This window comes from Tannerella forsythia 92A2, from assembly GCF_000238215.1.
GTDB lineage: Bacteria > Bacteroidota > Bacteroidia > Bacteroidales > Tannerellaceae > Tannerella > Tannerella forsythia.
Map to the genome: position 1 here is coordinate 921,141 of NC_016610.1, position 25,269 is coordinate 946,409.

The following is a 25,269-nucleotide window of genomic DNA, read 5'->3' on the forward strand; positions in this document are numbered from 1 at the left end:
GAGATTCTTCGCTGACGCTCTGAATGACAAATTAATGGTTAATGGTCAATGGTTAATTGTTATGCCGGGTACACGGAATCCGAGCGCAGAGGGGGCTGAATGCTGACGGCTGAACGCTGACTGAAACCTTACAATCCTTGCGATTTATTCTTTACCGCAAAGAACGCAAAACGATTTACACCTTTTCCCGATGGTGGATGATCAGTGTGGAGGGCATATCCTGAAGGGCGTCTTTGCATTCTTCCGAAATAATGTTCCACGCCGTATAGCTGACGAGCATAAAATCATGATCGCTGAACGATTCGCTCATCACGTTCTTTTCGGGCAGTATGTGCGCATTCTCCGTCTCGTTCGTGAAATCAGTCAGGGTACGGACGATGTGGTCGCTTGGGTCGGAGACGAAATTCGTCCGGTTCAGAAGGCTGACCGTGCCATGCGTCGACCGCAACAGCACGCGCACGTAGTCGAGCAGGATCAGATCGTCCGACGAATTGATAAGGATTAGGATATGGTTCGCCTGTACGAACCCTCGGTTGATGAAGACCCCCACCGACGAGTGACTCCGCTCAATGAATTCCTTCGTTTTATCGTGAATCAGCGATCCGGGCGAGAACAGGTCTTGCACCTTGAGTTTCTTGAAGATTCCGAAGAACGACTTTTGGATACTCCGTGCATCCATATCGGACGAGAGGTTGCTCATCGAGATACCGGCGCCCACAAGCAGGAAGTCGAACGGCTCGTCATTGACGATACGGACGATGGATTCGCTCGCATGATCCGCCACTTCATAACGCGTATGTATCTGCATATTCAGTTTGCGCGCCTCGTAGAGGATGGGACCGAAACTGACACGCTCAAAATTATCGGTATGCAGCGGGTTGATATCCGACCCGACCGTCAGGTGCAATGCCGTCAGATCAAGTTTGTCCTTACCCTGCGAGAACATCTGATGCGCCACATCAAGCATAATCTGTCCGTTGCCTGCCCGCCCGAAAGAGAGCAGCACCTTAAACCGTCCTTCTTTAAACTGCTCCATCCGTTGCTGTTTGATCTTCTCACCCGTGCGGAAGCAAAGATGGATGAACTTCAGGAGCGGAGTCGTCATAAACGTGGTGACAAGCGTCATCAAAATTAACATCACGAAGATGGGTGGCGGGAGGATTTTCATCTCATATCCGATGGTAAGCGCAATCAGCTCCATCAGTCCATGCGTGTTCATCAACGCTCCGAGCGAGAAGCTGTTTTTCCAGCTTTCGTGCTCGAATCGTGCCGAGAGCAACGCGCCACCGAACTTGCCAACAGTCGAAAAAGCGATGAAGAGCAGGCAGGTCAGCCACATGTCGGGCGAATCAATCAGCCCGATTTCGGTACGCAACCCTGTCGATGCGAAAAACAGCGGAAGGAACAGCACAAGTGATATATCTTCGACCTTTTCCGTCATAATTTTCCGGAAACGCAAATTCTCCGGCATTACCAATCCTGTGACAAAGGCGCCGAACAGCGCATGCAAACCCAAGATTTCGGTTAGATAAGAAGACATCAGCAAGAGCAGGAACATCAGCATCACGAGCGGTTTACTCACCACTTCCTTGTTATGATACAAGTTGCCGACCATCCGCAACAGCGGACGTACAACAGTAAACATCATCAGGATGTACACGGCTGCGGAAACGATATTATAAACTGCGCTCAGCATCGTACCGGCCTGTGCCACTGCCACCACGATAGCCAGCAGACACCACGCCGTAACATCGCCATTGGCTGCGCTGGCCAGCGCCACCGTGCCCAGATGGGTACGCGTCAGACGATGCTCCTGAATGATGCGTGCCAGCACTGGGAAAGCCGTAATACTCATCGTGATGCCGATGAACAGGGCAAAAGGCAGAAAAGGCGTATGCTGATCGGCATACCGGTCATAGACAAGATAGGCGGCCAGCATGCCGAGGAAGAACGACATCAACATGCACGTATAACTGATCATCATCGTCTCCCGCAATTTCTTGCGTACCACTCCCATGTCTAATTCCATCCCGATGGTGTACATGAAAAGCATCAGTCCGAACTGACTGAACAGGTTGATGTTCGATAACGATTCTTTGGGAAACAGGAACTGTGAAAACTCCGGTGTGAAATGCCCGAGCACAGACGGCCCCAGAATGATTCCCGCCAAAATCTCACCGATCACCATCGGCTGTCCGATCTTCTTGAAAAGCACTCCGACAATGCGGCATGTAATCAGAATGACAATGATTTGCAGCAACAACAATCCGAACGAAGAGTGAACATGCTCAGACACCAGTTGCAGAAAAACGGTAAACCCCTCAGCCAGATTCCTCGGCGCATCCGCCTGCACAACTGCCTCCGTCACCCTCTGATGGCTTTCGCCTTCGCGGATGACGACATACATCAACGACCCGAAAACCAAAATCATCAACGCATAAAACGTGAAACTTTTCGCTCCTTTTTTCATCGACGGATGCTATTTTAGGACAAATGTACACGATAATTTCCAAATTCCGTACTTTTGCATACTTCAGAATACAGCATATTCATGACGAAAAAAACGATACAACAATTACTTGACGAGCGCATCCTGATCCTCGACGGAGGGATGGGGACGATGATACAAGGCTTTAAACTGACCGAAGCGGATTACCGTGGCGAACAGTTTGCCAATTTCACCGGAGCGCTCAAAGGCAATAACGACCTGCTCAACATCACGCGCCCCGAAGTCATCCGTTCGATACATCGGCAATATCTCGACGCGGGTGTCGATATCTTCACTACCAATACGTTTAATGCCAACGCCATTTCGATGGATGACTATGGCATGGCCTCTCTCGTGCGTGAGATGAATCTTGCAGCCGGACGACTCACACGCCAACTGGCCGACGACTACATGAACGAACATCCCGAACGTTCCATTTTCGTGGCCGGATCGCTCGGACCGACAAATAAAACCGCCTCGATGAGCCCCGATGTGAGTGATCCGGCTTTCCGAGCCGTCTCATACATGGATTTGTTCCGAGCTTACCATGAACAAGTAGAGGCGCTGATCGACGGTGGCGTAGACCTGATCCTCTTTGAAACAACGTTCGATACGCTGAACGTAAAAGCCGGCCTCGAAGCTGCATTGGACGTGATGCGCACCCCAAACCGGGAACGTCCCATTATGCTTTCCCTGACTTTGTCCGGACAGGGAGGACGTACATTCTCCGGTCAAACACTCGCTGCTTTTCTGGCCTCCGTCCAGCATATTCCACTGATGAGCATCGGGCTGAACTGCTCATTCGGAGCAGCCGATATGAAACCGTACCTCAAAGAGCTGGGCGACATTGCCCCATACTTTATCAGCGCTTATCCGAACGCCGGTCTACCTAACCAGTTCGGACGATACGACGAGACCCCGGAGAAGATGGCTGCGCAAATCAAAGACTTCATCGACGAGGGACTGGTAAATATCGTCGGGGGATGTTGCGGGACAACCCCCGAGCACATTGCCCAATATTCCGAACTCATCCTCCATGCACGTCCGCACATGCCCGTACCTCCACCGGATGCGCTTTGGCTCTCCGGGCTCGAACTGTTGGAAGTCAAGCCGGAAAACAACTTCCTGAATATCGGCGAACGCTGTAACGTGGCCGGTTCACGCAAGTTCCTCCGCCTGATCAAGGAGAAGAATTACGAAGAGGCGCTGACCATCGCCCGCAAACAGGTTGAAGACGGCGCGCAAGTGCTCGACATCAACATGGACGACGGACTGCTCGATGCCGTAGAAGAGATGAAAACATTCCTCAACCTGATCGCCTCCGAGCCCGACATCTCACGTGTGCCCGTGATGATCGACTCATCTAAATGGCAAGTCATCGAAGAAGGGCTCATGTGTGTGCAGGGTAAAAGCATCGTCAACTCCATCAGTCTAAAAGAAGGAGAAGAAGAGTTTCTGATACGTGCCGCGAGGATACGGCAATTAGGGGCGGCAACCGTTGTGATGGCGTTCGACGAGCAGGGACAGGCAGACGTTTTCGAACGCAAAATCGAAGTCTGTGAACGCGCTTACCGTCTGCTGACCGAAAAAATCGGGTTTCCTCCACAGGACATCATCTTCGACCCGAACGTGCTGGCTATCGCGACCGGTATGCCCGAGCATAACGGCTACGGTCTCGACTTTATCCGCTCTGTAGAATGGATCAAAAAACATCTGCCCGGAGCGAAGGTAAGTGGCGGCGTAAGTAACCTCTCGTTCTCATTCCGCGGAAACAACTATGTGCGCGAAGCCATGCACTCCGTCTTTCTCTATCACGCCATTCGCGAAGGTATGGATATGGGGATCGTGAACCCGTCGGCATCGGTCACGTACGAAGATATTGAACCATCGTTCCGGAACCTCCTCGAAGATGTGATCTTGGCACGTCGTCCCGAGGCGGCCGAAGAACTGATTGCCTATGCACAGAGTCATATCGAGCAGGCCTCCGGCGAGCAGGAAAAGACACATGACGCATGGCGCGACCGGTCGCTCGACGAACGACTCGAATACGCGTTGCTGAAAGGAATCGGCGATTTCCTTGAAACAGACCTGAAGGAAGCTCTGCAACGGTACGGACAAGCCGTTGCCATTATCGACGGGCCGCTGATGAACGGGATGAACCGCGTCGGCAAATTGTTCGGTGCGGGAAAAATGTTCCTGCCGCAAGTCGTGAAAACGGCACGTACGATGAAGAAAGCCGTCGCCATCCTTCAGCCGGCCATCGAAGCGCAAAAAACATCGTCCGGTGCGGCCAAAGCCGGCAAGGTCGTCTTTGCCACCGTTAAAGGCGATGTGCACGACATCGGCAAAAACATCGTCTCTATTGTACTGACATGTAATAATTACGAAGTGATCGACCTCGGCGTGATGGTGCCGGCGGAAAAAATCATCGAAACGGTACGTAACGAAAAGCCCGACCTGCTCTGCCTGTCGGGACTGATTACCCCGTCGCTCGAAGAGATGGTACACGTAACCGACGAGATGCAGAAGGCCGGCTTCTCTACCCCGATTATGATTGGTGGCGCCACCACCTCGAAGCTGCATACCGCACTGAAAATAGCACCGCATTACGACCATCCCGTGATTCATGTCGTTGATGCCTCGCAAAATCCACTGATTGCCGCCAAGCTGCTCAACCCCGCCACGCATGATGCATATGTGAGTGAACTGACGGATGAATACGAGCGTCTGCGTCAAGCCAAATCGAACGAGGAGGTAAAACCCCTCTTGCCGTATGCCGAGGCACAGAAGCTCAAGTTACAGACGGATTGGGCGAACTATACGCCTGCCGAACCGAAGAAGAAAGGCTTACAGCTGCTCGCCATCCCTGTGGCCGAAATTGTGCCGTACATCAACTGGGTATTCCTCTTTACGGCATGGCGGATAACCGGCCGTTACGACGATCTGATGCAACTGCATGACTGCCCGGCATGCCGTGCTGCGTGGCTCGAAAAACGTCCGGAGGCGGAACGTGCCAAGGCGAAAGAAGCGCTTAAACTCTATAACGATGCACAGGCTCTCTTGAAGCGGCTGATAGCAGGAAACGCTTGCTGTAAGGCTCTTTATGAGATTTTTCCATCGGCAAGCGAAGGCGACAATATCCGCATTGCCGACACAGTCATCCCTGTCTTGCGCCAACAGTTGCCGAACGACAAAGGACAGTGCCTCTCATTAGCCGATTATGTCATGCCGGCTTCGGAAGGACGGAACGATTATGTCGGTGTATTTGCGGTAACGGCTGGTGATTGCATGGAAGAGTTGCGTGCACGGTATGAACAGGAAGAAGACAGTTATCACCTGATGTTGCTCCAGACTCTCTCCGACCGGCTGGCCGAAGCATCCGCCGAATATCTGCATACGAAAGTGCGTCGTGAATATTGGGGATATGTACCGGACGAAGAGCTTTCCGTCGACGAGATGTTTCGCGCCCATTATCGAGGCATCCGGCCGGCTGTGGGATACCCTTCCCTTCCCGATCAGGGATTGATATTCAGTTTAGACCGATTGATCGGAGTCGACCGCATCGGGATCGCCATCACCGAGAACGGAGCGCTCTCACCCACGTCGTCCGTGGCAGGCTTCTATTTTGCACATCCCGAATCTCGTTACTTCATGATCGGTCGCATCGGAGAGGACCAGCTGACAGATTATACGGCTCGCCGGGGTGAGACAGTCGAACATATCAGGAAATTTCTGGGGAAAGTAACGGAATGAAGGAAACGGAAAAACCCAATCCTTCTCCGTCCCGCTTACTTTACGATCCGCATCTCACAACGCCGACAATCGAACTCAAGCCTTAAAGAGGTGTCTTTATATTTGAGGTAGAAAGGTTCTCTATACGGCGATTTCCGTTTGTGATGCACCGGACACCAACCCATGCTGTAACGCAGGCAATGTTTGGTGTACATCAGCGGAACGCCGTCAAGCGGTCTTTCTTCGTATGCACGCTCAAGCCGCTGCACGCCGTGCCGGCGATAAAACGCTTCGGCTTGTGCGTTATAAATGTTCGCCGTATAATCGAGCGTCGTGGAAGGGAATGCAACGGTTTCATTGCACACCGGACGCTTGGCATACCGACGGGGATAGCGAATCCGACGCACGGCGAGCAGTTTTTCTACCGCCTCGCGACGCATCTCGCCCAAAAACGATGAAGGCACGAAATAGTTTTCGCGCATCGTCACCGTAATATCTTCGGCCTCGAACGGTGTCTCTCCGAGTTTCGATAACTGCATGCGGATATTGTCGGACTGCGGCTTCCGTGCCGACTCATGCGCAAACGGCCGAACGACGGTTACGCAAGCATCCGTCTCGTCCGTTATCGTCAAAGCAAACCCTGCGGGACAATCGCTCCATTCCATCGTGACCTTGATCTTACGTTCGGCCGACGGCTTCGCCAGCACCGCCTCGAAATCATGATCGAAATTGCGGTATAGAACCGTCTTCGATCTTACGGACGGCATCTGAGCGGGAAAGATGCGATGAGCTTCCGTTCGGTTCACGCGAAATCCTTCCAGCTCGCCCCGTGCATTGAGGAAGACAAGGCCGTCGCCGTTATGTAAAGGCTTCAATCCCGATACGGTCAACGAACGTCCCTGCACCTCTTTCACCGTTCCGACCGGTTCACCGATCGATTTAGGCGTATCAAACGACGTGATCTCCGCCTCCCGACCGTGCAGAAAATATCCCGTAAAGCTCCGGTTGAAACTCTTCTCCGGACATGGTTCAAACGTGAAAGACGAACGTCCGGCAGAAGCGCGGAAGAACATCGGATACTTGGCCATGATGACATCTAAGCGGCGACGGTAAAATGCCGTGATGTTCTTAACATACGACATATCTTTCAGGCGTCCCTCGATCTTGAACGACGTAATGCCGGCATGCAGCATCGCTTCGAGATCGTCCGAGCGGTTCATATCGCGCAGTGAAAGCAAGTGCTTACCGGATGCGATCGTCTTGCCATCCGCATCAACCATCGTATAAGGCAGGCGACAACATTGTGCGCAGGCACCACGATTGGCGCTGCGCCCCGTAAGCGCCTGACTCAGGTAACAGCGACCACTGTAACTGACGCATAATGCACCGTGCACAAACGCTTCGAGCGTCACGTTCGGGGCATGCGCGGCAATCTCCCGTATCTCTTCGAGCGTCAACTCACGCGCCAACACCACCTGCTCGAAGCCTATACGGCCGAGAAACGCCACTTTTTCAGGAGTACAGTTATCCATCTGCGTACTCGCATGCAACGGAATCGGCGGGATATCGAGACGTGTAATCCCCATATCCTGCACAATCAAAGCATCTGCACCGGCATCATAAAGCCGATGGATCATCCGTTCCGCATCCGTCAACTCCCCGTCTCTAAGGATCGTATTCAGAGCAACGTAAATCTTTACATTATATATATGAGCAAAGTCACACAGCGCACGGATGTCGTCGAGCGAATTACCGGCCGCCGCACGCGCGCCGAACTTCGGCGCACCGATATATACGGCATCGGCCCCGTGAAGCACAGCCTCCTTCCCACAGTGCAGGTCTTTGGCCGGCGCAAGTAATTCTATCGGTTGAGCGATCATCATTCAGGCATTAGGGCACGACAAATCTCCGAGCCGGCCGATGTCGGCAGCGCAAAAAGGAGTCTCCTGATAGACATAGTAGTTCAGCCAGTTGGCAAACAGCAAGTTCGCATGCCCGCGCCAACGCACCAAGGGGGGCTTCGACGGATCGTCGTCCGTATAATAACCGACAGGCTTTTCAATAGGTAATCCTTTGGCCACATCGCGCTTATATTCGCCGTCGAGCGTATCGGGCGCATACTCCGAGTGACCGGTAATGAAGAACTCGCGTCCTCCGCGTGCCATCATCATGTAAACACCGGCTTCCTCACTCTCGGAAAGGATTTTCAACTCACGAACTTGCATGATATCTTCGCGTCGCACCTCCGTGTGGCGACTGTGGGGGACGTAGAACTCATCGTCAAAGCCCCGGAAAATGGAGAGAAACGGATCATTCAGGGTGTGACGGAAAATACCGAATTGCTTCGCGGGCAAGTCATGCTTCGGTACTCCGTAGAAATGATACAAGGCCGCTTGTGCCGCCCAGCATATATATAAGGTAGAAGTAACATGTGTCCGAGCCCATTCGAGAATCTGCGTCAACTCATTCCAGTAGGTAACCGCCTCGAAAGGCATCTGCTCGACAGGAGCGCCGGTGATAATCATCCCGTCATAAAAACACTCGCGCATCTCATCAAAGTCTTTGTAGAACTCACGCATATGCTCGATCGGAGTATGTTTCGGGGTATGTCCCTTGATCTTCATAAGCTCCAACTCGATCTGCAAAGGCGAATTGCTGAGCAATCGTACGAGATCGGTTTCCGTTGTAACCTTCAACGGCATCAGATTGAGCACGATCACACGCAACGGACGAATATCCTGCTTCGTTGCCCGTAACGAATCCATCACGAATATCCGTTCTCTCTTCAACAGCTCAATGGCCGGTAAGTTAGGAGGTAAGTTTAACGGCATAAAATATTGAATGAATTATATAAACGGTTATATCGGCAGAGTCCATTGACGCTATGGTTGACGATCTCTCATCTCGTTCAACAGCATAAGCAGAGACATGTTCACTGTCCGGCGAATATTTTGATCACGAACGTTCGAGAAACGAAATTCGTTGGAAACGACATCGTCTCCGTGAGCGACAGCGATCCATACCGTTCCAACGGGCTTCTCCGCCGTACCGCCTCCCGGCCCCGCAAGACCAGAAGTGGCCACCGCATAATCGCAGCCCAAAACCCGCAAGGCTCCGCGTGCCATCTGCTCGACCACCGGCCGGCTGACAGCCCCGTACCGCTCCAGATCCGTTTCGGAGACATTCAGAAGTTTATGTTTCAATGCATTCGAGTATGACACCACACCGCCCACATAATAGTCCGAACTTCCGGCTACAGATGTCAGCGCCGCGGCAATGGCACCGCCGGTACAACTCTCAGCCGTTCCGACCGTCTGTCCTCGCGCACGCAGACGCTCACCGACCAGGACTTCGATATCCTTGTCTCCTTCCGGATTGATCTGTCCGTGCAATCTCTGTTCAAGCTCTTTCCGCAAAGCCGCAAGCGTTGTTTCCGCTTCTTCCGACGTCCGGCTATATGCCGACAGTCGCAGACGGATGATACCGGCCTGCGGCAAATAAGCGAGTTTTACAAACGAAGGCAGACGCTTCTCAAAATCGGCCAATTCAATTGCCAAAGCCGACTCGGTATACCCCGTCACCCAACATGTATCATGCTTGATATACAAATCTTGACGGAATCTTTTTTTCAGACGGGGAATAACTTCATGCGTCATCAACCACTTCATCTCGGCCGGAACACCGGGCATCGAAACAAAGACTTTGCCGTCGCGCTCGAACCATGTGCAGGGAGCTGTCCCTGCTTCGTTCCGAATCACAGTCGCTTTGTCGGGCACCAGAGCCTGATTCCGGGTCAGTTCGTTCATCGTCAAATTCCGACGTGAGAAAATCTTTTCAATATGGACATACACCTCTTCCGAAAAACGTAACGATGCGCCGAAACAGTCGCATAGAGCGTGCAATGTCAAGTCGTCCGAGGTTGGCCCTAATCCTCCGGTAATCAAAATCACATCGGCACGACATCCTGCCGCATTGACGGCTGATACGATATTCTCTGCCTTATCGCCTGTAACCGTCTTATGTACCACCTCGAATCCGTTATCATTCAATAGCGAACCCATCCATGCCGAATTCGTGTCTACCACCTGTCCGATAAGCAGTTCATCTCCGATCGTTATAATCTCTACAGTCATTTCTTTGTACAATTAAGATTTCGCTTCCCCGACTACAATTCCACCCGCGCGAATGGCGTAGCATCCATCGGACAAAAGATCCGATCCCAATATTTAAAATATCCGGTCATGGCCACCATCGCCGCATTATCGGTCGTAAAAGCGTTCGGCGGCAAGTAAATCTTCCAGCCAAACCGACGGGCATGGTCATGAAACGCATCGCGCAGACCCGAGTTGGCCGAAACCCCTCCGGCCACAGCAACCTCATAAATGCCGAAATCATCGACAGCCTTCCGCAATTTGTTCATCAGGATGTCGATGACCGTAGCCTGAAGCGAAGCGCAGAGGTCGGCTTTCCGTTGTTTGATAAAATCGGGATTCGTCTTCAACTCATCACGTAACGTATAGAGAAACGATGTTTTCAATCCGCTGAAACTGTAATCGTATCCGGGAATATGCGGCTTGCTGAAAACAAACGCTTTCGGGTCGCCCTCATTCGCCAGCCGATTGACGACCGGCCCGCCCGGATAACCCAGCCCCATCACTTTGGCACATTTGTCGAACGCCTCTCCGGCAGCATCGTCGATCGTTTGGCCCACCACTTCCATCCGGTCGTAGGCATCCACCTTGATAATCTGCGAATTTCCTCCGGACACCAACAGACAGATAAAAGGAAATGACGGGTGATCGTGATCTTCGGGAGACTGCTTGATAAAATGTGCCAACACATGAGCTTGCAAATGATTGACCTCAATCATTGGAATCCCCAGCGACAAAGCCAGTCCTTTGGCAAAAGAAGTGCCTACTAATAACGAGCCTAACAAGCCCGGCCCGCGCGTGAAAGCAATGGCGCTCAATTCCGATTTGTCAATGCCCGCCCGTTTGATCGCTTCCGAAACGACCGGTACAATATTTTGCTGATGCGCCCGCGACGCAAGCTCCGGCACAACACCGCCATACGCCTCATGTACTGCCTGACCTGCAATCACATTCGAAAGCAGCACCCCGTCACGTATCACGGCGCATGATGTATCGTCGCACGAAGATTCAATCCCCAATATCGTTACATTATTATTTGTCATACTAAAGTCTTCGGTTTCGCTTAACGAAAATTAGGGTACAAAATAACAAAATCTACGGCGATAATGATTAGTTTTGTGAGTTAAATTTGATTTTCAGGCCGTTCATATAAACAGATCGCAATATTAAAGCTTTAAAATACATCGTTATATCAGCACTCATCATCGGGTGGATAGGCTATGCGTTTCCCGCATTGCTACTGCATATCCCGATGGTACAGGAGAGGATTGCATCGGAGGCGGAGAAAGAACTCTCCGCCCTGCTCCACGCGCCCGTTACCGTAGGCAGAGCCGATATCGAATGGTTAAACCGTCTCGTGTTGGGAGATGTTTCAATCGACGATCAAAACGGACAGAAGATGTTTGAAGCTGATCATATCTCGGCCGGATTCAAAATCTGGCCGTTACTCCACGGACAATGGGTTTTCACGACTGTCCGCCTGTTTGGTTTCTCGCTGAACATCGAACGGGAGACGCCCGACAGTCCTTTAAACCTTCAATTTGTTATGGATGCCTTTGCATCAAAAGATACGCTCTCCAAAACGAGTATAAACCTAAAAATCAATTCAATTATGATTCGTCGGGGGCGACTGAGATATGATGTGCTTAATGTACCCTTTCCGGATAATCGATTTAGTACCGGACATATTCATTTAGACGACATCAACGGAAAAATAGTATTGCCGACCTTGCACGCTCCGACCTTTTCGGTAGAGATTCATAAACTCAGTATGAAAGAACGATCGGGATTCCGGTTGAATAAGTTATCCGCTTTCGTAACCGGTAACCAGGACAGTGTTACTGTTCGTCAGTTAAAGATACTCTTGCCACAGACACAATTGCATATTGCCGGCGCTTCCGTCCGAAGCAGCATCGACCGACTGCTGAAAGGACAGACAGAAGCCCCCTTAGCGATACAAATCGAACCTTCTCAAATCAGTCTCAGAGATTTGTCCGCATTTGTGCCGGCCTTTCAACATGCTTCGGAGCCTTTCCGGCTGTCGGCTTCCGCATCGGGAACAGTCGACAATCTGACAATTAACAACTTAACAGTAACGCAGGGCCGTACCCTATCGCTGAAAGCACAGATGAACCTGAAAAATATCCGGCATCCGAAAAAAAGCTATTTATTCGGAAAGGTAAGCAGCTTACAACTGGCGTCAGAAAACTTAGGACGGCTCATCCATAACTTTCAAGAAACGCCCGTCTCGCTTCCTGCCCCCATCAACCGGCTCGGGATGATCCGTTTTACCGGAGAAATTTCCGGATTTATCGATCAGTTAGTGGCTTTCGGGAAGCTGTCTTCCAACATCGGATCGCTTGAAATGGATCTGCTCGTCGGACAGCAGAAGGAACACCGATCTGCGACGTATCTGAAAGGTAAAATCGCATCTTCCGAATTGGATATCGCACCTCTGTTCAACGAAAATAGTCCCTATGGAAAAGTTCAATTCAATGCGGAGTTGGATGCCTCCAAGCCGGCCAACGGTGCATTTTCCGGCACCGTTCAGGCCAAAATCGACCGGTTTGAATACGAGAAGTATACGTACGCAAATATCTCACTTTCCGGGGGCTTCCGTCCGAAAGAGTTCAACGGTACCATCCGCATCGATGACCCGAACGGAAAACTTCATGCCGAAGGGCTCTTCAAAAGCAACGGAGAACAGTCAGAATTCAATTTCTCCGCCACGTTGGAACATTTCCGTCCGGACAAACTGCACCTCATCGAAAAATATGACTCGCCCGAACTTTCGTTTCGAGTAAACAGCAACATCATCGGCAACCATATCGATAACTTCCAAGGACAGATCACCATCGACAGTCTGACGTTCCTGACACGTTCCGATACTTTTCTGCTGAATACGGCACGCATTCAGGCCTCAGGAGTATCCTCCGAACGGAAACTGACGGTCTCTTCGGACCTTTTGGAAGGAGAAATCACCGGGTCCTATTCTTTTACTCACCTTCTTCCTTCCATAGCGAATCTTGTTCGTCCTTATCTTCCTTCGCTGAGCACGGCCTTCCCACCAAGCGCTCCTACCAGAGTAGACAGCTATTCCTTTACGATGAACATTGAGAATACCGAGCAACTCTCTAAAGCGCTGAAACTCCCGGTCGCCTTGTTAGCTCCGTCGCACATCTGCGGGCGCTGCGATAGCCCAAATGGTCGGTTTTATCTTGATGCTTCATTGCCTCGGCTTAAGATTTCCCAATCGATCTTCGAAAACGGCTCAGTCGTGTTAAACAATCCGAATGGGGCTATGGAGGCAGAAATACGAACGACTCAACTGCAACAGAAAGGCTCTCGGAATCAAATCCACATCAAGGCCGATGCCGCCAACGACCGATTGAGGACTTCTTTTACACTGGAAAACAACCGGAAAGACGGAGTTAAAATAGCCCTCTCTTCTTCCACGCAATTTTCCATAACGGAAGAAGACGGAAGCCAAAGGCTGCTTTCGAAAATTTCTATCGAACCAAACAGAATCATCGTCAAAGATTCCACCTGGGATATCCGGCCGGCCTCCATCACCATTGATAAAGAAAAGATATTCGTAGACAACATTCATCTATCTAAAGGCGATCAGTACCTCCGAATCAACGGGACAATCTCTTCTTTCAGCCCTCAGGAAACCCTCACACTCGATTTGAACGACATTGAGTTAAGCTATATTTTCGACATTGTCAACATTCCCGCTCTGCAATTCGGCGGACGGGCTACCGGAACTTTCCGCCTGAATGATCTTTACGGAAGCCGCATCATCAATACCAATCTTGAAGTGCACGATTTTTCGTTTAACCGGGTCGTGCAGGGGCGCCTGAATCTTTTCAGCGAATGGGATAACGACCAGAACGGCATCCTGCTGCTGGGCACCATCTACAAAGACCGGTCTACATGGACGGATGTGAACGGATACATTTACCCTGTCGGCGAAAAAGAGGGACTTTCTCTTTATTTCGATGCAAAAGATTTAGATATCGGTCTGTTACGTCCATACCTCAGCTCTTTCACCCAAACCTTTGAAGGCAGTTGCTATGGGAACCTCCATCTATATGGACCTTTCTCCGACCTCTCCTTCAAAGGAAAGGCGTTGATCCGGAATGGCCGTATTGGAGTCGATTTTCTTCAAACGGCATATTCTTTTTCCGATTCGATATTTCTGACTCCGACCACCATCGAAGGCCGAAATATTGTTATTCACGATAAACATGGAAATAAGGGAGCTGTCGACTTTACCGTACAACACCATCACCTTCGGGATTTCGGTTTTTCAGCCGACATCAAAGCAAACAACCTGTTGTTATACGATGCTTCGGAAAGAATAAACCCCAACATTTACGGAGTCTTATACGGAACGGGAAATGCCAGTCTTCGAGGCAACGAACGACTTATCCATATCAACGCCAATATGCGAAGCGACCGCAATACGAAGGTCGGCTTCAACTTTGCCAATGGGTCCTCTGCCGAAGAGTACGATTTTATCCGCTTTAAGGATAATCCGGCCGTAAAAGACAGCGTCCTTACGGGAGCCATTGCACCGTCTGCCAATGAAGGTGACAATGAAGGAACGGAAATACGCATCAACATCGTTGCCGACATAACCCCGGATGCCAAATTGGAACTGATAATGGACCCTGTCAGCGGTGACAAAATAAAAGGCGACGGAAACGGAAATCTGCAAATCCAATACGGAACAAGCAGTAATTTGACCATGTATGGAGGATATACGATCCACGAAGGAAACTACAATTTCAGCTTGCAACAGTTAATCCGCAAGGACTTTAAGATTCGGGAAGGGAGCCGGATCGATTTTCGTGGCGACCCGCTGAATGCACTGCTCAATCTGGATGCAAGCTATCACGTGAAAGCCAATATCCAGGATTTGGATGAACGATTGGCACTGGAAAGCGGCACTCAACGCAACATCCCTGTAAATTGTCTGCTGAAACTGAACGGACGACTACAAAACCCGACGATCTCGTTCGATATGGAGTTTCCGAACTCAAGCCATGAGCTGGCGAGGCAAGTACGTTCCTTCATCGGTACGGAAGATATGATGACGCGGCAGATCGTCTACCTGCTTGTGCTCAACAAATTTTACACTCCGGACTACTCGAAAAATGCGTATCGGTCAAATGAGTTCAGCGCCATGGCGTCTTCGGCTTTGTCGTCGCAGCTCTCCGGCATCCTGAACAGTCTGACCGATAAGGTGCAGATCGGAACGAACATCCGCTCTCGTCAGGATGGTATTACCGACACCGAAGTGGAAATGCTTCTTTCAAGTCAGTTATTGAACAACCGGTTGTTGTTTAACGGGAATCTCGGTTATCGCGACAATTACATTCAAAATAATGCTTTTGTCGGAGAATTTGATCTGGAATATAAACTGACTCCTTCCGGCGAAATACGTCTGAAAGCGTACAGCCATGCCAACGACATGTATTATCGGTATAATATGAAGTCACCGACCCGGCAGGGGGTGGGGCTGATGTTTCGCAAAGATTTCTCTACGCTGCCGGAGATTTTCCGGAGACGAAAAAAGCATACCGCAAATACGTTTTAAGTAAACAAGCCTTCTGCTCTCTTTTAGAACAGAATCCCTACCGACATGCTCAGCCCGTTCAGGTATTTGCTGATACGCATCGCTGAGGCTTTCTCCCTTCCCCCCGAATGATATGAAAACGGATCGAAATCAGAATGCAAGCGATTCAGGCCACATTCATAGCCGATATCGAAAGTCAGTTTGCCAATCAGTACTTCCATCGCCGTGTAAGCCGCCCAATGATAAGGAGAGGTGTCTCCGCGATATGAAAAAGAAGTATGCGGACCGTTCGCCGTAAACTGTATGTCGTAGTTATATTTTAACTTGACTCCCCCCATGAGGCTGAATACATACGGATGTTGTTTAATCAAATGATAGCCTACCACCACAGGCACTTCAAACGATTTGATTTGCATCGTCATCGACTGGGGAAATTCCACGGCTGATTCGTTTGTCTGCTCCGATGCGGGACGAATCACATCGAACCGTATGTCTCCGCTCGAATAATTCCAGAAGGCAGACGGCTGAATAAAAAAACGGTCGACATTGACCCGTATCAGAAAACCGGCCATATAACCTACATTGTGTTTGAGGTGGATATCTTCGAGCCTGACCTCATCCATGTCAATCGATGAAATATCCGACTGTAAAGCCCGCAACCCGACCTTTACTCCCATATTCACCACCTTATGATCCGGCTTGATAAGTGACTGCGCCAGTGCCGAAACACAATACATCACACTCAAGATCAACAGGATAAACACCTTCATGTGCTTATTTTTTCTTTTTTACCGACCAACCGAAGAAGCCGAGCAAGTCTCCCATTCCATAGTATTTACCATGCACATACGTCAGTAAATCTGCCTTCTGCATATCGAAAGCACCGGTCTCGGGATGAAGGTATTTCTCATCGGCCTTCACATTGACTACCTCAGAGATAAACATGTCGTGCGAGCCAAGTCTCATCACTTCTTTGACCCGGCATTCGATGCAAAGCGGCGATTCCTCGATCAACGGAGCCCGAACGATAGAAGCCCGTCCGGGAGTAAGTTTCATCTCCTCGAATTTACAATGGTCCTTCCCCGAAACAACGCCGCACCAGTCTGTTGCAAATGCCATATCACGAGTCGTCAGGTTAATCACGTATTCCATATTCTTTTTCAGAATGGGATATGAAAAGCGTTCGGGACGCACCGAGATGTAGCACATCGGCGGGTTCGAGCAGATTGTTCCCACCCAGCTTACAGTCAAAATATTATATTCCGACGGATCACTTCCGCACGAAATCATCACCGCCGGTAGCGGATAAATCATAGTTCCCGGTTTCCAGTCCTGTTTCATAATCGTTTGTTTTACAGCAAAATTTCCTCGCAAGCCGGCATCGACTTACTATTTAATTGTAATTTCTTCCTGATTCGTTTTACGTTCACAATAACGGCATTTGACGGCGCCTGTCTCTTTATCTGTCACATAGAAATGTGATTTCATCGGTTCATTGTTCGTGATACATTTAGGGTTGTTGCATCGGATGATATCAATCAGTTCATCGGGCAGACGAACACATTTCTTTTCTACGACTTCATAATCTCGGATGATGTTGAGCACAACATTCGGTGCAACAAGTGCGATTCGGTTGATCTCGTCTTCCTCAAAAAACTTATCCGCAATCTTAATCATGCCCTTGCATCCCATCTTCTTACTTTCAAAGTTGTTACCGATCGTAATGCGGTTGTCCATCTTATCAAGTCCAAGCAATTCGGCCACCTTAAACAATTGAGCCGGGGGGATATGGTCTATCGCCGTACCGTTTTCAAGTGCGGCCACCTGCAATTCTTTTCGTTTACCTTTGTTTGACATCTTTATCTCTGATTAATTGTCGATTTTCGTCTTTATATCAATGCCCAGCACATCGCAGATAATCGCCTCGCGGGTAAAAAGACCGTTCCGCGCCTGCTGGATGTAATACGCCTTCGGATTACCATCCACATCGTAAGCGATCTCGTACACGCGCGGCAGCGGATGTAATACGCGCAGATTCGGACGCGAATGTTCGAGCATCCTGTTATGCAGAACATAAACATTTTTGACCCGTTCGTATTCAACAAGATCTGTAAAACGTTCCCGTTGTACACGCGTCATATAAAGAATATCCGTCTGGTTGATAATATCTTCCGAAAAGACGGTATGTTCATGAAACCCGATGTCGTGTGTACGACAGAAATGCTTCTGTTCTTCCGGCATCTTCAATTCCTCCGGAGCGATAAAATGGAATGTCGGATGGAAGTGCGACATGCCGACAATCAGCGAATGAATCGTACGTCCGTATTTCAGGTCGCCTACCATCGTGATGGTCAGGTTATCAAGTGTCCCTTGCGTCTTTTTGATCGAATAGAGGTCGAGCAGCGTCTGCGAAGGGTGTTGATTGGCGCCGTCACCGGCATTGATGATAGGTACCTTCGTCACTTCGGAAGCATAACGGGCAGCCCCTTCAAGATGGTGGCGCATGATGATCACATCAGCATAATTGCTGACCATCAGAATCGTGTCTTTAAGGGTCTCCCCTTTCGACGAGCTGGTGGTCGAGGCGTCCTGAAAACCGATAACACGTCCTCCCAAACGATTCACCGACGTCTCGAAACTCAGACGTGTACGTGTCGAGGGTTCGAAAAAGAGTGTGGCCGCGATCTTACCTTCAAGCAGGCGGCGGTCGGGATTTTCTTCAAACTTCCGGGCGTTCTCAAGAATACGCAGAATATCTTCTTTCGTACATTGATCAATCGATACTAAACTTTTATTCAACATAACGGGATGATTGTATGACCACAAATGTAAGAAAAAAAAATGATCCGCTGCGAAGATGTGAAAATAAGTTTCTCGTATGCAAAAATACGTGCCTCATTACGGATATATGCCCAATGAAGCCGTTTCTGACAATCCGACGCCTTCCCAAGCATCGGGAACCGATGAGGAAGACTGTTCTTCGTCGGGTATCTTCCAGTAAGCTTCCATATCTTCATCCGGTTCTTCGTCTTCGCCTTCAAAAGGATCGGGTGGAGGCGGCGGGCCCCAACGACGTACATAGATCGCCAGAACAATACCCGAGACCAAGCCGGAGAAATGTCCTTCCCACGAGATGGTTGTATGCCTGTAAAGCGAAGGAAAGAATGCCCATACGAATCCACCGTACAGAAAAGCGACTAACAGGGCGAAAGCCATCTGCCGGGGTACTCGCCGGATCATGCCGGTCACGAAATGGAACGCCGCCAAAGCATAGATCACTCCACTGGCTCCGATATGGACGGAACCGGCCGAAGCAATACTCCACGTGAACAATCCGCTCATCAAATAGAGGTAAGCAAAAATCGTCCGGCTTTTTTCACGATAGAACAAAATGAGTCCGAAAGTGAGCACCCATAGCGGCGGCATGTTGGAGAGCAGATGATCCCATCCCGCATGCAGCAACGGCATCGTAAGAATGCCGGACAATCCTCGAAGATCATGCGGGGCCAGCCCAAAACGTTGCAGCCGCAGCGAGAAGCACGCATTGACGATATGTACCACACAGGGTACAGCGACCAAAAGACTTGCATACAACGCGGCGCGTCGTGTTTCTTTCTTATCGTTACCTTCCTTCACGAATGTACCATTGTCTCCCACCACGGAACAAAGATACGATTTCCGAATCTATTCTCGCTACGATCACAAGTGTGGGACAAGGCTCGCGCTATTGTACATTGTGCATGGCCGAAAATTGTTTTTTCTTTTGTTTATGTACCGCATGCGGTTATTTCCGTTGAATCGTTTATTTTTGCATCCGGAATTTAAATACAAGAATAAAGATGAGATTGATACGGGCAGGCGGTCTGTTGTTAAGCATTGCATGGTGCTCCTGTTCTGCAGCAACAGCGCCGGATGAGCATGATACGAACAGGGTCTCCGAAGAGGAAAGTATCTCTGTTTTATACAAGCCTCTGAATGGCTTGTATGCACCTGCTATGCTGCTTAATCTTAGGATTTGGACGTTTTAGTCACTTAGGCAGTATTTTTTCTTTGTTATTTATCGATGCAAAACAGGGTTATTTTATTGACAGACAAATTAATAAGAGCGTTTTTGCCATACAAAAGCCCTACATATGTTGTATAACATATTTATATATTGAAGATATATGCATTAAAAGAGTATTTTTGCAAAAAGATTTTTACTAACCAATAAATTGTTGTATTAATATGGGGAAAAAGAAGATTTTGAGCAAGATTAAACTGAATCAGCTCGGTAACAATGAAATGGATAGGCGTATTATGAATATGCTAAAAGGTGGAAAATGCAGTTGTATGGGTGGAGGAGGAGCGCGTGAGTATTGGTGCAAAGCAGTACCTGCAAGCAAGTAATTTTATGCAGCACGCCTTCATGAGTATCCACTTTAAGATTTAAACGGGTAATTATTATCGTCAATTGGTAATAGAAATTGTCGATTGGCGATAATTTTATAACATTCATATCATGATACAAACATTTATTCATTCTACAGAGAATAACAATTTCTATATTTATGATGATCAAAGCAGATTATCAATGTTAATACACCCAGAATTACAAAAAGCACATATGGGAGAAGTTGATGTTTGCTTATATTACTCAAAAAAATACGCATATTTAAAAGAACATGGCTTCTTTAATAAGGCTAAGCATCCTCATTTTGAAAGACTAAAAGAGGCTAACGTAATGGAAAGCATCATACAAACCACTCAGATTGTATTTGAAGTGACGGATGTATGTAATTTAAAATGTGAGTATTGCGGGTATGGCGATTTATACCAAGTAACTGATAAAAGAAATCATAACAAGATAGATGTAGATAATGCAATAAAATTACTCAAATACATTTTTGATCTCAAAATTAAAAGCAATAAAAATAAACTAATGATAGGTTTTTATGGGGGTGAACCTCTTTTAAATATTGATTTTATAAAGCATATCGTAAAAGAAGTAAACCAATTGAATTTAAAAAAGAACCTTGATATTGAATATTCGATGACCACTAATGGAACTTTAATAAACAGAAATATTGACTTTTTAGTATCTAATAAAGTACATTTGGTGATTAGTATAGACGGTAATGAAACCAATCATAGCTATCGGAGTTGGGCCGGAAGCAAAAGAAACTCCTTTAAAGAAGTGATTAAAAACATAAATTACATACAACAAAATCATCCTATTTACTTTGAAAAATATGTAAATTTTATATCCGTTCTACACGACAGGAACTCTGTAAAAGAAATTTACGAATACATTCACACATATTATCAAAAAATCCCTGCAATCATAGAATTAAACACAACAGACATTAAGCCTAACAAAAAAGAGAGATTCAACAAAATGTTTTGCAGCAAGCGGGAAAGTGAAAACAAGTATCAAAATGAAACTATATCTAAAATACCTGCAACGCGATATGAAACCTCTTTTTTTCGCGAATTAATAGAGTTTGTAAAATATTTTAATATTAATCACTACATCTCAAATAAGGTATCATTATTTAATCATGATGAAAAGTTCTTTCCTACTGGAACCTGTCTACCGTTCTCTCTCAAAATCTTTTTAACCACTCAAAACAAGTTATTACCATGCGAAAAAATAAATTTTAAATATGCATTAGGAAGTATCGACAAAAACATACAACTAAACATTCAAGAAATAACAAAAAAGTACAACAATTATTTTGATCATTCCATAAAGATTTGTCAAGATTGCTATAATTACAAATTTTGTGGAGCTTGTGTATTTCATTTTGATAATTTAGATAAATTGGAAACAGAGGATTTGATTTGTGCTTATTTTCAAGATCAGCAGAGTTTTGGGGAATGTCTGCGTCGTAAATTTTCTTTTTTTGAACAAAACCCAAATGATTTTTTCCATATATTAGAAAGTGTAGGAAATCTTAATAAAGACACAACTATATAAATGATTGATTTATGGAGCTAAAAGACTCTTCCATTAATTATTGGTTTACAATAGAACCTTATGTATTTGTCGGCTTTCACGAAAACAAGGCATTGTTGTACAACACATTAGATGGGTCCATTTTAAAATCTGATAAAACAGAAGTAATAAAATTATTATGTGAAACCTTTCAAAAAGATAATTGCGGTGTTGTTTTGTTAACCAATGAGAGGTACAATCAAAAGGATATTAATCTATTTATAAATCAACTTCGTGATAAGTTTATGGGTGATATTATAGATATAAATTTATCTAAAGGCAAACCTGTTCAGCTATTCCCCTATTATAATTATTTGGATAAAAAAGTCACATTGAAAAGTATCTATTCTAGTGAAAACAAAAATATATTAGAAAATTTGTTTGAAATCAGTTTGCATTTTGACTCTTCAACAAAAACAATGCAACTTATTTCTCTTATACGATCAATTCCTAATATGGCGGTTTTTAATCTTGTTGGAAAGATTAAGGATATTATAAAACATCGTGAACTGTTGTCATCTTTAGGGCATCTATCTGCAAACAAATATATATTCTGTTCATACAAAGATATCGTACCTATCCAACTTGTTTTAGAAAACACATTCGCATATAAAATAGTAGTCCGATTTCCAATAGATGCAAAAAAATGGAAAAACACAAAAGAAATATTACTCAATCAACATTTGTCATATGAATATGTGTTTGAAGTTTCTTCTGATGAAGATTGTTTAATTACTGAAGAATTAATAGAAAAACACCAAATAAAAAAATATAAGTTAACTCCAATTTACAATGGGAATAATATTGTTTTTTTTGAAAAAAACGTGTTTCTTTGCGAAGAGGATATTTTATCTTCAACTATATCTATTAAAGATTTTTTCATCCGCCAATCAATGAACATTTATGATTTTGGTAAAATTACTATTATGCCAAATGGCGATGCCTATGCGAATGTGAATCAGCCTATGTTAGGTAATATTTTTTCACACAGCATTTACGAGATAGTACAAAAGGAAATGGATGAAGGAAAATCTTGGTTTCGTATCCGAGATCAAGCCCCTTGTAATAGGTGCATATATCAATGGCTTTGTCCCTCTCCATCTACTTTTGAAATAATCCTTGGTCGCTCAAACCTCTGTCATATTAAACCTCAACCATAATAGATTGAATGGTTTAAGTAGATGTTGAAAATTAATTTATATGAATATCCGTATATTTGCCCAGAAATAATTATCTTTGCAAAAAAATAAGGCAATGACACTGATCGATTTTTTATCTCACTTTCCGGACGAAGAAAGTTGCAAGCAAAAGTTTAAGGCATATCGCGACCAAGTAGGAGTTGTTTGTTCCAAATGCGGAGGCACGGATCATTATTGGAAAAAAGACAAGGAGCAATATGAATGCAAACACTGCAAAACGCGCACCACGCTAAAAAGCGGAACGGTAATGCATAAATCGAAACTTCCATTTCGTTATTGGTTTATAGCCATGCATCTGCTCACGTCAACGAAAAAGACATTTTCGGCCAAAGAAATCCAACGTCAATTGGGACATAATCGTTATCATCCTATTTGGCATATGGTTCACAAACTTCGCGAGGCCATGGGTAAAAGAGATGATGAATATGTCCTTGCGGGTTGTATAGAATTGGATGAGGGTTATTTTTCCACAGAGATGAGTCAAGAGGAAAAAGATAAGCCCTTGAAGCGTGGACGTGGCAGTCAAAAGAAAAGCAAAGTTTTAGTAATGGCAGAAAGTGAAATGGTTGAATTTCCGAAAACCGGTCAAAAACCACGAAGAGTCGGCTATTTGAAAATGAAAGTAATCGATGACTTGAAGAAAGAAACGATCAATAAGGCGGTTAAGGAATTAGCCTCAGATGTGCGGGAAGTTGACACGGATCATTCTACCTCTTATGTGGAATTGAAAGATTTTGTACCTAAAGACACCGCTCTCAGGTTATCCCCAAAGAGAAAGTGGGCGAGGTCTTGCCCTGGGTCCATATCGCCATCAGCAATGCCAAGAGACAGTTGATAAATACGTTCCATGACATCAAACCCGAATTCTTACAAAATTACTTAGATGAATTCTGTTACAAGTTTAATCGCCGATATTTGGGAGAAGCTCTCTTTGGAAGATTGCTCGTAGCTTGTGTAAGCTATAGAAATGAGTTTAGGTATAAGTGCGGATAATCATATTAATTTATATCAGAATTTTTGCGTATCTATGCATAAACACATAAAGAAACACCACTATCGCAAAGATCAAAGTTATAGAACTGACAGACAACCAACGTCTGCAATTGGAGGAAGGCTTTCACAAAGGCAAGAGCCACGCATTCTGTATGCGCTGCCGCGCCATACTCTTGAAAGCCGACGGTCTGACATCCAAAAAAGTTGGGGAGCAGACCGAAATGACACATATATCCGTGAATTCCTGGGTCAAGCGGTTCGAGACCGAGGGTATCAAGGGGTTGGAGACACGTCCCGGACGAGGTCAAAAGCCGATAATGGACTGTTCGGACGAGGACGCTGTACGCAAAGCCATCGAGAACGACAAGCAGAGCGTGAGGAAAGCGAAAGAGGCATGGCAACAGGCTTCGGGCAAGGAAGCAAGCGAAAGTACCTTCAGGGCTTTTTTATCCGCCTTGGCGCGAGATATAGACGCATAAGGAAACGTCCCAAGGGGAAACCCTCGCCGCAACTCTATGCGTATAAGACCGAGAAGCTGCAGGAACTCGTACAACAGGAGAAAGAGGGTCTCATCGGCCTTTATTATGGAGATGAAAGCCATATCTGTACCGAGGGATATGTGTCATATGGATGGCAGTTCCGCGGTGAAGATGTTTACATCCCCTCCGAAAGAGGTCTCTGGCTCAACATATTCAGGATGATAGACAGCAAAAATAGATATGAGGGATTCACTATGACTAAGAATATGACTGCCGATAAGGTTGCTGACTTTCTTGACCGTATGTCGCTCCGTATCCGCAAAAACACGTTTGTAGTCCTTGACAACGCAAGCGTACACAGATGCAGGCTTATGCGAAAACTTCACCCCATATGGGAGAAACGCGGGCTGTTCCTTTTCTTTCTCCCTTCTTATAGCCCACATCTTAATATTGCTCAGACTCTTTGGCGTATTCTCGGGGGGGGGGCAAATGGCTCAGGCTGTGGATTATCTCTCCACAGACTCCCTGCTTTATGCAACCAACCGAGCCTTGGCGGCTATCGGGGATGAACTCAATATCAATTTTGCCCATGTGGCTTAGTATAAATTATTTCTTACGAACTACTTAACAAAATTAGTTTAAATGATAACATTCAGCCGAAATAAG

At 46.9% G+C, this 25,269-nt stretch carries 17 protein-coding genes and 1 pseudogene; 8 read left to right on the forward strand and 10 right to left on the reverse strand.

What is annotated here, in order from left to right:
* Window positions 1-175: 175 nt before the first annotated feature.
* Window positions 176-2,470: a cation:proton antiporter gene (locus tag BFO_RS03700; RefSeq protein ID WP_014224270.1), complete on the reverse strand. Its 2,295-nt coding sequence runs from the start codon at window positions 2,468-2,470 to the stop codon at window positions 176-178.
* Between the two features lie 81 nt (window positions 2,471-2,551).
* On the opposite strand from BFO_RS03700, the gene metH reads away from it, so the two are divergent.
* The gene (gene metH, locus BFO_RS03705) at window positions 2,552-6,241 is read left to right on the forward strand and encodes a methionine synthase (RefSeq protein ID WP_014224271.1); all 3,690 of its coding nucleotides are present in this window, start codon (window positions 2,552-2,554) and stop codon (window positions 6,239-6,241) included.
* Window positions 6,242-6,276: 35 nt separating this feature from the next.
* Here metH and BFO_RS03710 read toward each other — a convergent pair whose 3' ends face one another.
* The 4 genes from BFO_RS03710 to tsaD are packed head-to-tail and all read right to left on the reverse strand — an operon-like array spanning window position 6,277 to window position 11,414.
* Window positions 6,277-8,103, reverse strand: a complete 1,827-nt coding sequence (locus tag BFO_RS03710) for a peptidase U32 family protein (protein ID WP_014224272.1) — start codon at window positions 8,101-8,103, stop codon at window positions 6,277-6,279.
* A complete protein-coding gene (gene metA / locus BFO_RS03715; RefSeq protein WP_014224273.1) occupies window positions 8,104-9,051 on the reverse strand; it encodes a homoserine O-acetyltransferase MetA in 948 nt (315 codons plus the stop codon).
* Between the two features lie 51 nt (window positions 9,052-9,102).
* Window positions 9,103-10,353 (reverse strand): competence/damage-inducible protein A, encoded by a 1,251-nt coding sequence (locus tag BFO_RS03720; protein WP_041590646.1) that lies wholly within the window; start codon window positions 10,351-10,353, stop codon window positions 9,103-9,105.
* Window positions 10,354-10,385: 32 nt separating this feature from the next.
* On the reverse strand, window positions 10,386-11,414 hold the full coding sequence (gene tsaD / locus BFO_RS03725) for a tRNA (adenosine(37)-N6)-threonylcarbamoyltransferase complex transferase subunit TsaD (protein ID WP_014224275.1): 1,029 nt from the start codon (window positions 11,412-11,414) through the stop codon (window positions 10,386-10,388).
* Window positions 11,415-11,623: 209 nt separating this feature from the next.
* Between tsaD and BFO_RS03730 the strand changes: the two genes are divergently transcribed.
* The gene (locus tag BFO_RS03730) at window positions 11,624-15,976 is read left to right on the forward strand and encodes a translocation/assembly module TamB domain-containing protein (RefSeq protein WP_041590647.1); all 4,353 of its coding nucleotides are present in this window, start codon (window positions 11,624-11,626) and stop codon (window positions 15,974-15,976) included.
* Between the two features lie 23 nt (window positions 15,977-15,999).
* Here the strand turns inward: BFO_RS03730 and BFO_RS03735 are convergent, their stop codons facing one another.
* From BFO_RS03735 to BFO_RS03755, 5 genes are all read right to left on the reverse strand, one after another.
* The gene (locus BFO_RS03735; protein WP_014224277.1) at window positions 16,000-16,725 is read right to left on the reverse strand and encodes a porin family protein; all 726 of its coding nucleotides are present in this window, start codon (window positions 16,723-16,725) and stop codon (window positions 16,000-16,002) included.
* Window positions 16,726-16,729: 4 nt separating this feature from the next.
* Window positions 16,730-17,296, reverse strand: a complete 567-nt coding sequence (locus tag BFO_RS03740) for a flavin reductase family protein (protein WP_014224278.1) — start codon at window positions 17,294-17,296, stop codon at window positions 16,730-16,732.
* 48 nt (window positions 17,297-17,344) lie between these two features.
* A complete protein-coding gene (gene pyrI, locus BFO_RS03745; protein ID WP_014224279.1) occupies window positions 17,345-17,812 on the reverse strand; it encodes an aspartate carbamoyltransferase regulatory subunit in 468 nt (155 codons plus the stop codon).
* 12 nt (window positions 17,813-17,824) lie between these two features.
* On the reverse strand, window positions 17,825-18,757 hold the full coding sequence (gene pyrB / locus BFO_RS03750) for an aspartate carbamoyltransferase (RefSeq protein WP_014224280.1): 933 nt from the start codon (window positions 18,755-18,757) through the stop codon (window positions 17,825-17,827).
* A gap of 96 nt (window positions 18,758-18,853) precedes the next feature.
* On the reverse strand, window positions 18,854-19,615 hold the full coding sequence (locus BFO_RS03755; RefSeq protein WP_052299226.1) for a rhomboid family intramembrane serine protease: 762 nt from the start codon (window positions 19,613-19,615) through the stop codon (window positions 18,854-18,856).
* Window positions 19,616-20,239: 624 nt separating this feature from the next.
* On the opposite strand from BFO_RS03755, the gene BFO_RS16565 reads away from it, so the two are divergent.
* The 6 genes and pseudogenes from BFO_RS16565 (at window position 20,240) to BFO_RS14835 (ending at window position 25,172) form a co-directional block, all read left to right on the forward strand.
* Window positions 20,240-20,344, forward strand: a complete 105-nt coding sequence (locus BFO_RS16565; protein WP_394330000.1) for a hypothetical protein — start codon at window positions 20,240-20,242, stop codon at window positions 20,342-20,344.
* 112 nt (window positions 20,345-20,456) lie between these two features.
* The gene (locus BFO_RS03760) at window positions 20,457-21,914 is read left to right on the forward strand and encodes a radical SAM peptide maturase (RefSeq protein WP_014224286.1); all 1,458 of its coding nucleotides are present in this window, start codon (window positions 20,457-20,459) and stop codon (window positions 21,912-21,914) included.
* Window positions 21,915-21,925: 11 nt separating this feature from the next.
* Window positions 21,926-23,092 (forward strand): TIGR04150 pseudo-rSAM protein, encoded by a 1,167-nt coding sequence (locus BFO_RS03765; RefSeq protein ID WP_014224287.1) that lies wholly within the window; start codon window positions 21,926-21,928, stop codon window positions 23,090-23,092.
* 94 nt (window positions 23,093-23,186) lie between these two features.
* Window positions 23,187-24,124, forward strand: a pseudogene (locus tag BFO_RS13995) (IS1595 family transposase).
* Between the two features lie 110 nt (window positions 24,125-24,234).
* Window positions 24,235-24,603, forward strand: a complete 369-nt coding sequence (locus BFO_RS03775; protein ID WP_244262944.1) for a helix-turn-helix domain-containing protein — start codon at window positions 24,235-24,237, stop codon at window positions 24,601-24,603.
* The gene (locus BFO_RS14835) at window positions 24,519-25,172 is read left to right on the forward strand and encodes a transposase (RefSeq protein WP_244262945.1); all 654 of its coding nucleotides are present in this window, start codon (window positions 24,519-24,521) and stop codon (window positions 25,170-25,172) included. Before BFO_RS03775 ends, BFO_RS14835 begins: the two co-directional genes overlap by 85 nt.
* Window positions 25,173-25,269 lie beyond the last annotated feature (97 nt).

What these genes read in the sequence shown, in the direction of transcription:
- BFO_RS03700 (WP_014224270.1), bottom strand. Translation starts at nt 2,470, where the DNA reads ATGAAAAAAGGAGCGAAAAGTTTCACGTTTTATGCGTTGATGATTTTG.
- metH (WP_014224271.1), top strand. Translation starts at nt 2,552, where the DNA reads ATGACGAAAAAAACGATACAACAATTACTTGACGAGCGCATCCTGATC.
- BFO_RS03710 (WP_014224272.1), bottom strand. Translation starts at nt 8,103, where the DNA reads ATGATGATCGCTCAACCGATAGAATTACTTGCGCCGGCCAAAGACCTG.
- metA (WP_014224273.1), bottom strand. Translation starts at nt 9,051, where the DNA reads ATGCCGTTAAACTTACCTCCTAACTTACCGGCCATTGAGCTGTTGAAG.
- BFO_RS03720 (WP_041590646.1), bottom strand. Translation starts at nt 10,353, where the DNA reads ATGACTGTAGAGATTATAACGATCGGAGATGAACTGCTTATCGGACAG.
- tsaD (WP_014224275.1), bottom strand. Translation starts at nt 11,414, where the DNA reads ATGACAAATAATAATGTAACGATATTGGGGATTGAATCTTCGTGCGAC.
- BFO_RS03730 (WP_041590647.1), top strand. Translation starts at nt 11,624, where the DNA reads ATGGTACAGGAGAGGATTGCATCGGAGGCGGAGAAAGAACTCTCCGCC.
- BFO_RS03735 (WP_014224277.1), bottom strand. Translation starts at nt 16,725, where the DNA reads ATGAAGGTGTTTATCCTGTTGATCTTGAGTGTGATGTATTGTGTTTCG.
- BFO_RS03740 (WP_014224278.1), bottom strand. Translation starts at nt 17,296, where the DNA reads ATGAAACAGGACTGGAAACCGGGAACTATGATTTATCCGCTACCGGCG.
- pyrI (WP_014224279.1), bottom strand. Translation starts at nt 17,812, where the DNA reads ATGTCAAACAAAGGTAAACGAAAAGAATTGCAGGTGGCCGCACTTGAA.
- pyrB (WP_014224280.1), bottom strand. Translation starts at nt 18,757, where the DNA reads ATGTTGAATAAAAGTTTAGTATCGATTGATCAATGTACGAAAGAAGAT.
- BFO_RS16565 (WP_394330000.1), top strand. Translation starts at nt 20,240, where the DNA reads ATGGATAGGCGTATTATGAATATGCTAAAAGGTGGAAAATGCAGTTGT.
- BFO_RS03760 (WP_014224286.1), top strand. Translation starts at nt 20,457, where the DNA reads ATGATACAAACATTTATTCATTCTACAGAGAATAACAATTTCTATATT.
- BFO_RS03765 (WP_014224287.1), top strand. Translation starts at nt 21,926, where the DNA reads ATGGAGCTAAAAGACTCTTCCATTAATTATTGGTTTACAATAGAACCT.
- BFO_RS14835 (WP_244262945.1), top strand. Translation starts at nt 24,519, where the DNA reads ATGGCAACAGGCTTCGGGCAAGGAAGCAAGCGAAAGTACCTTCAGGGC.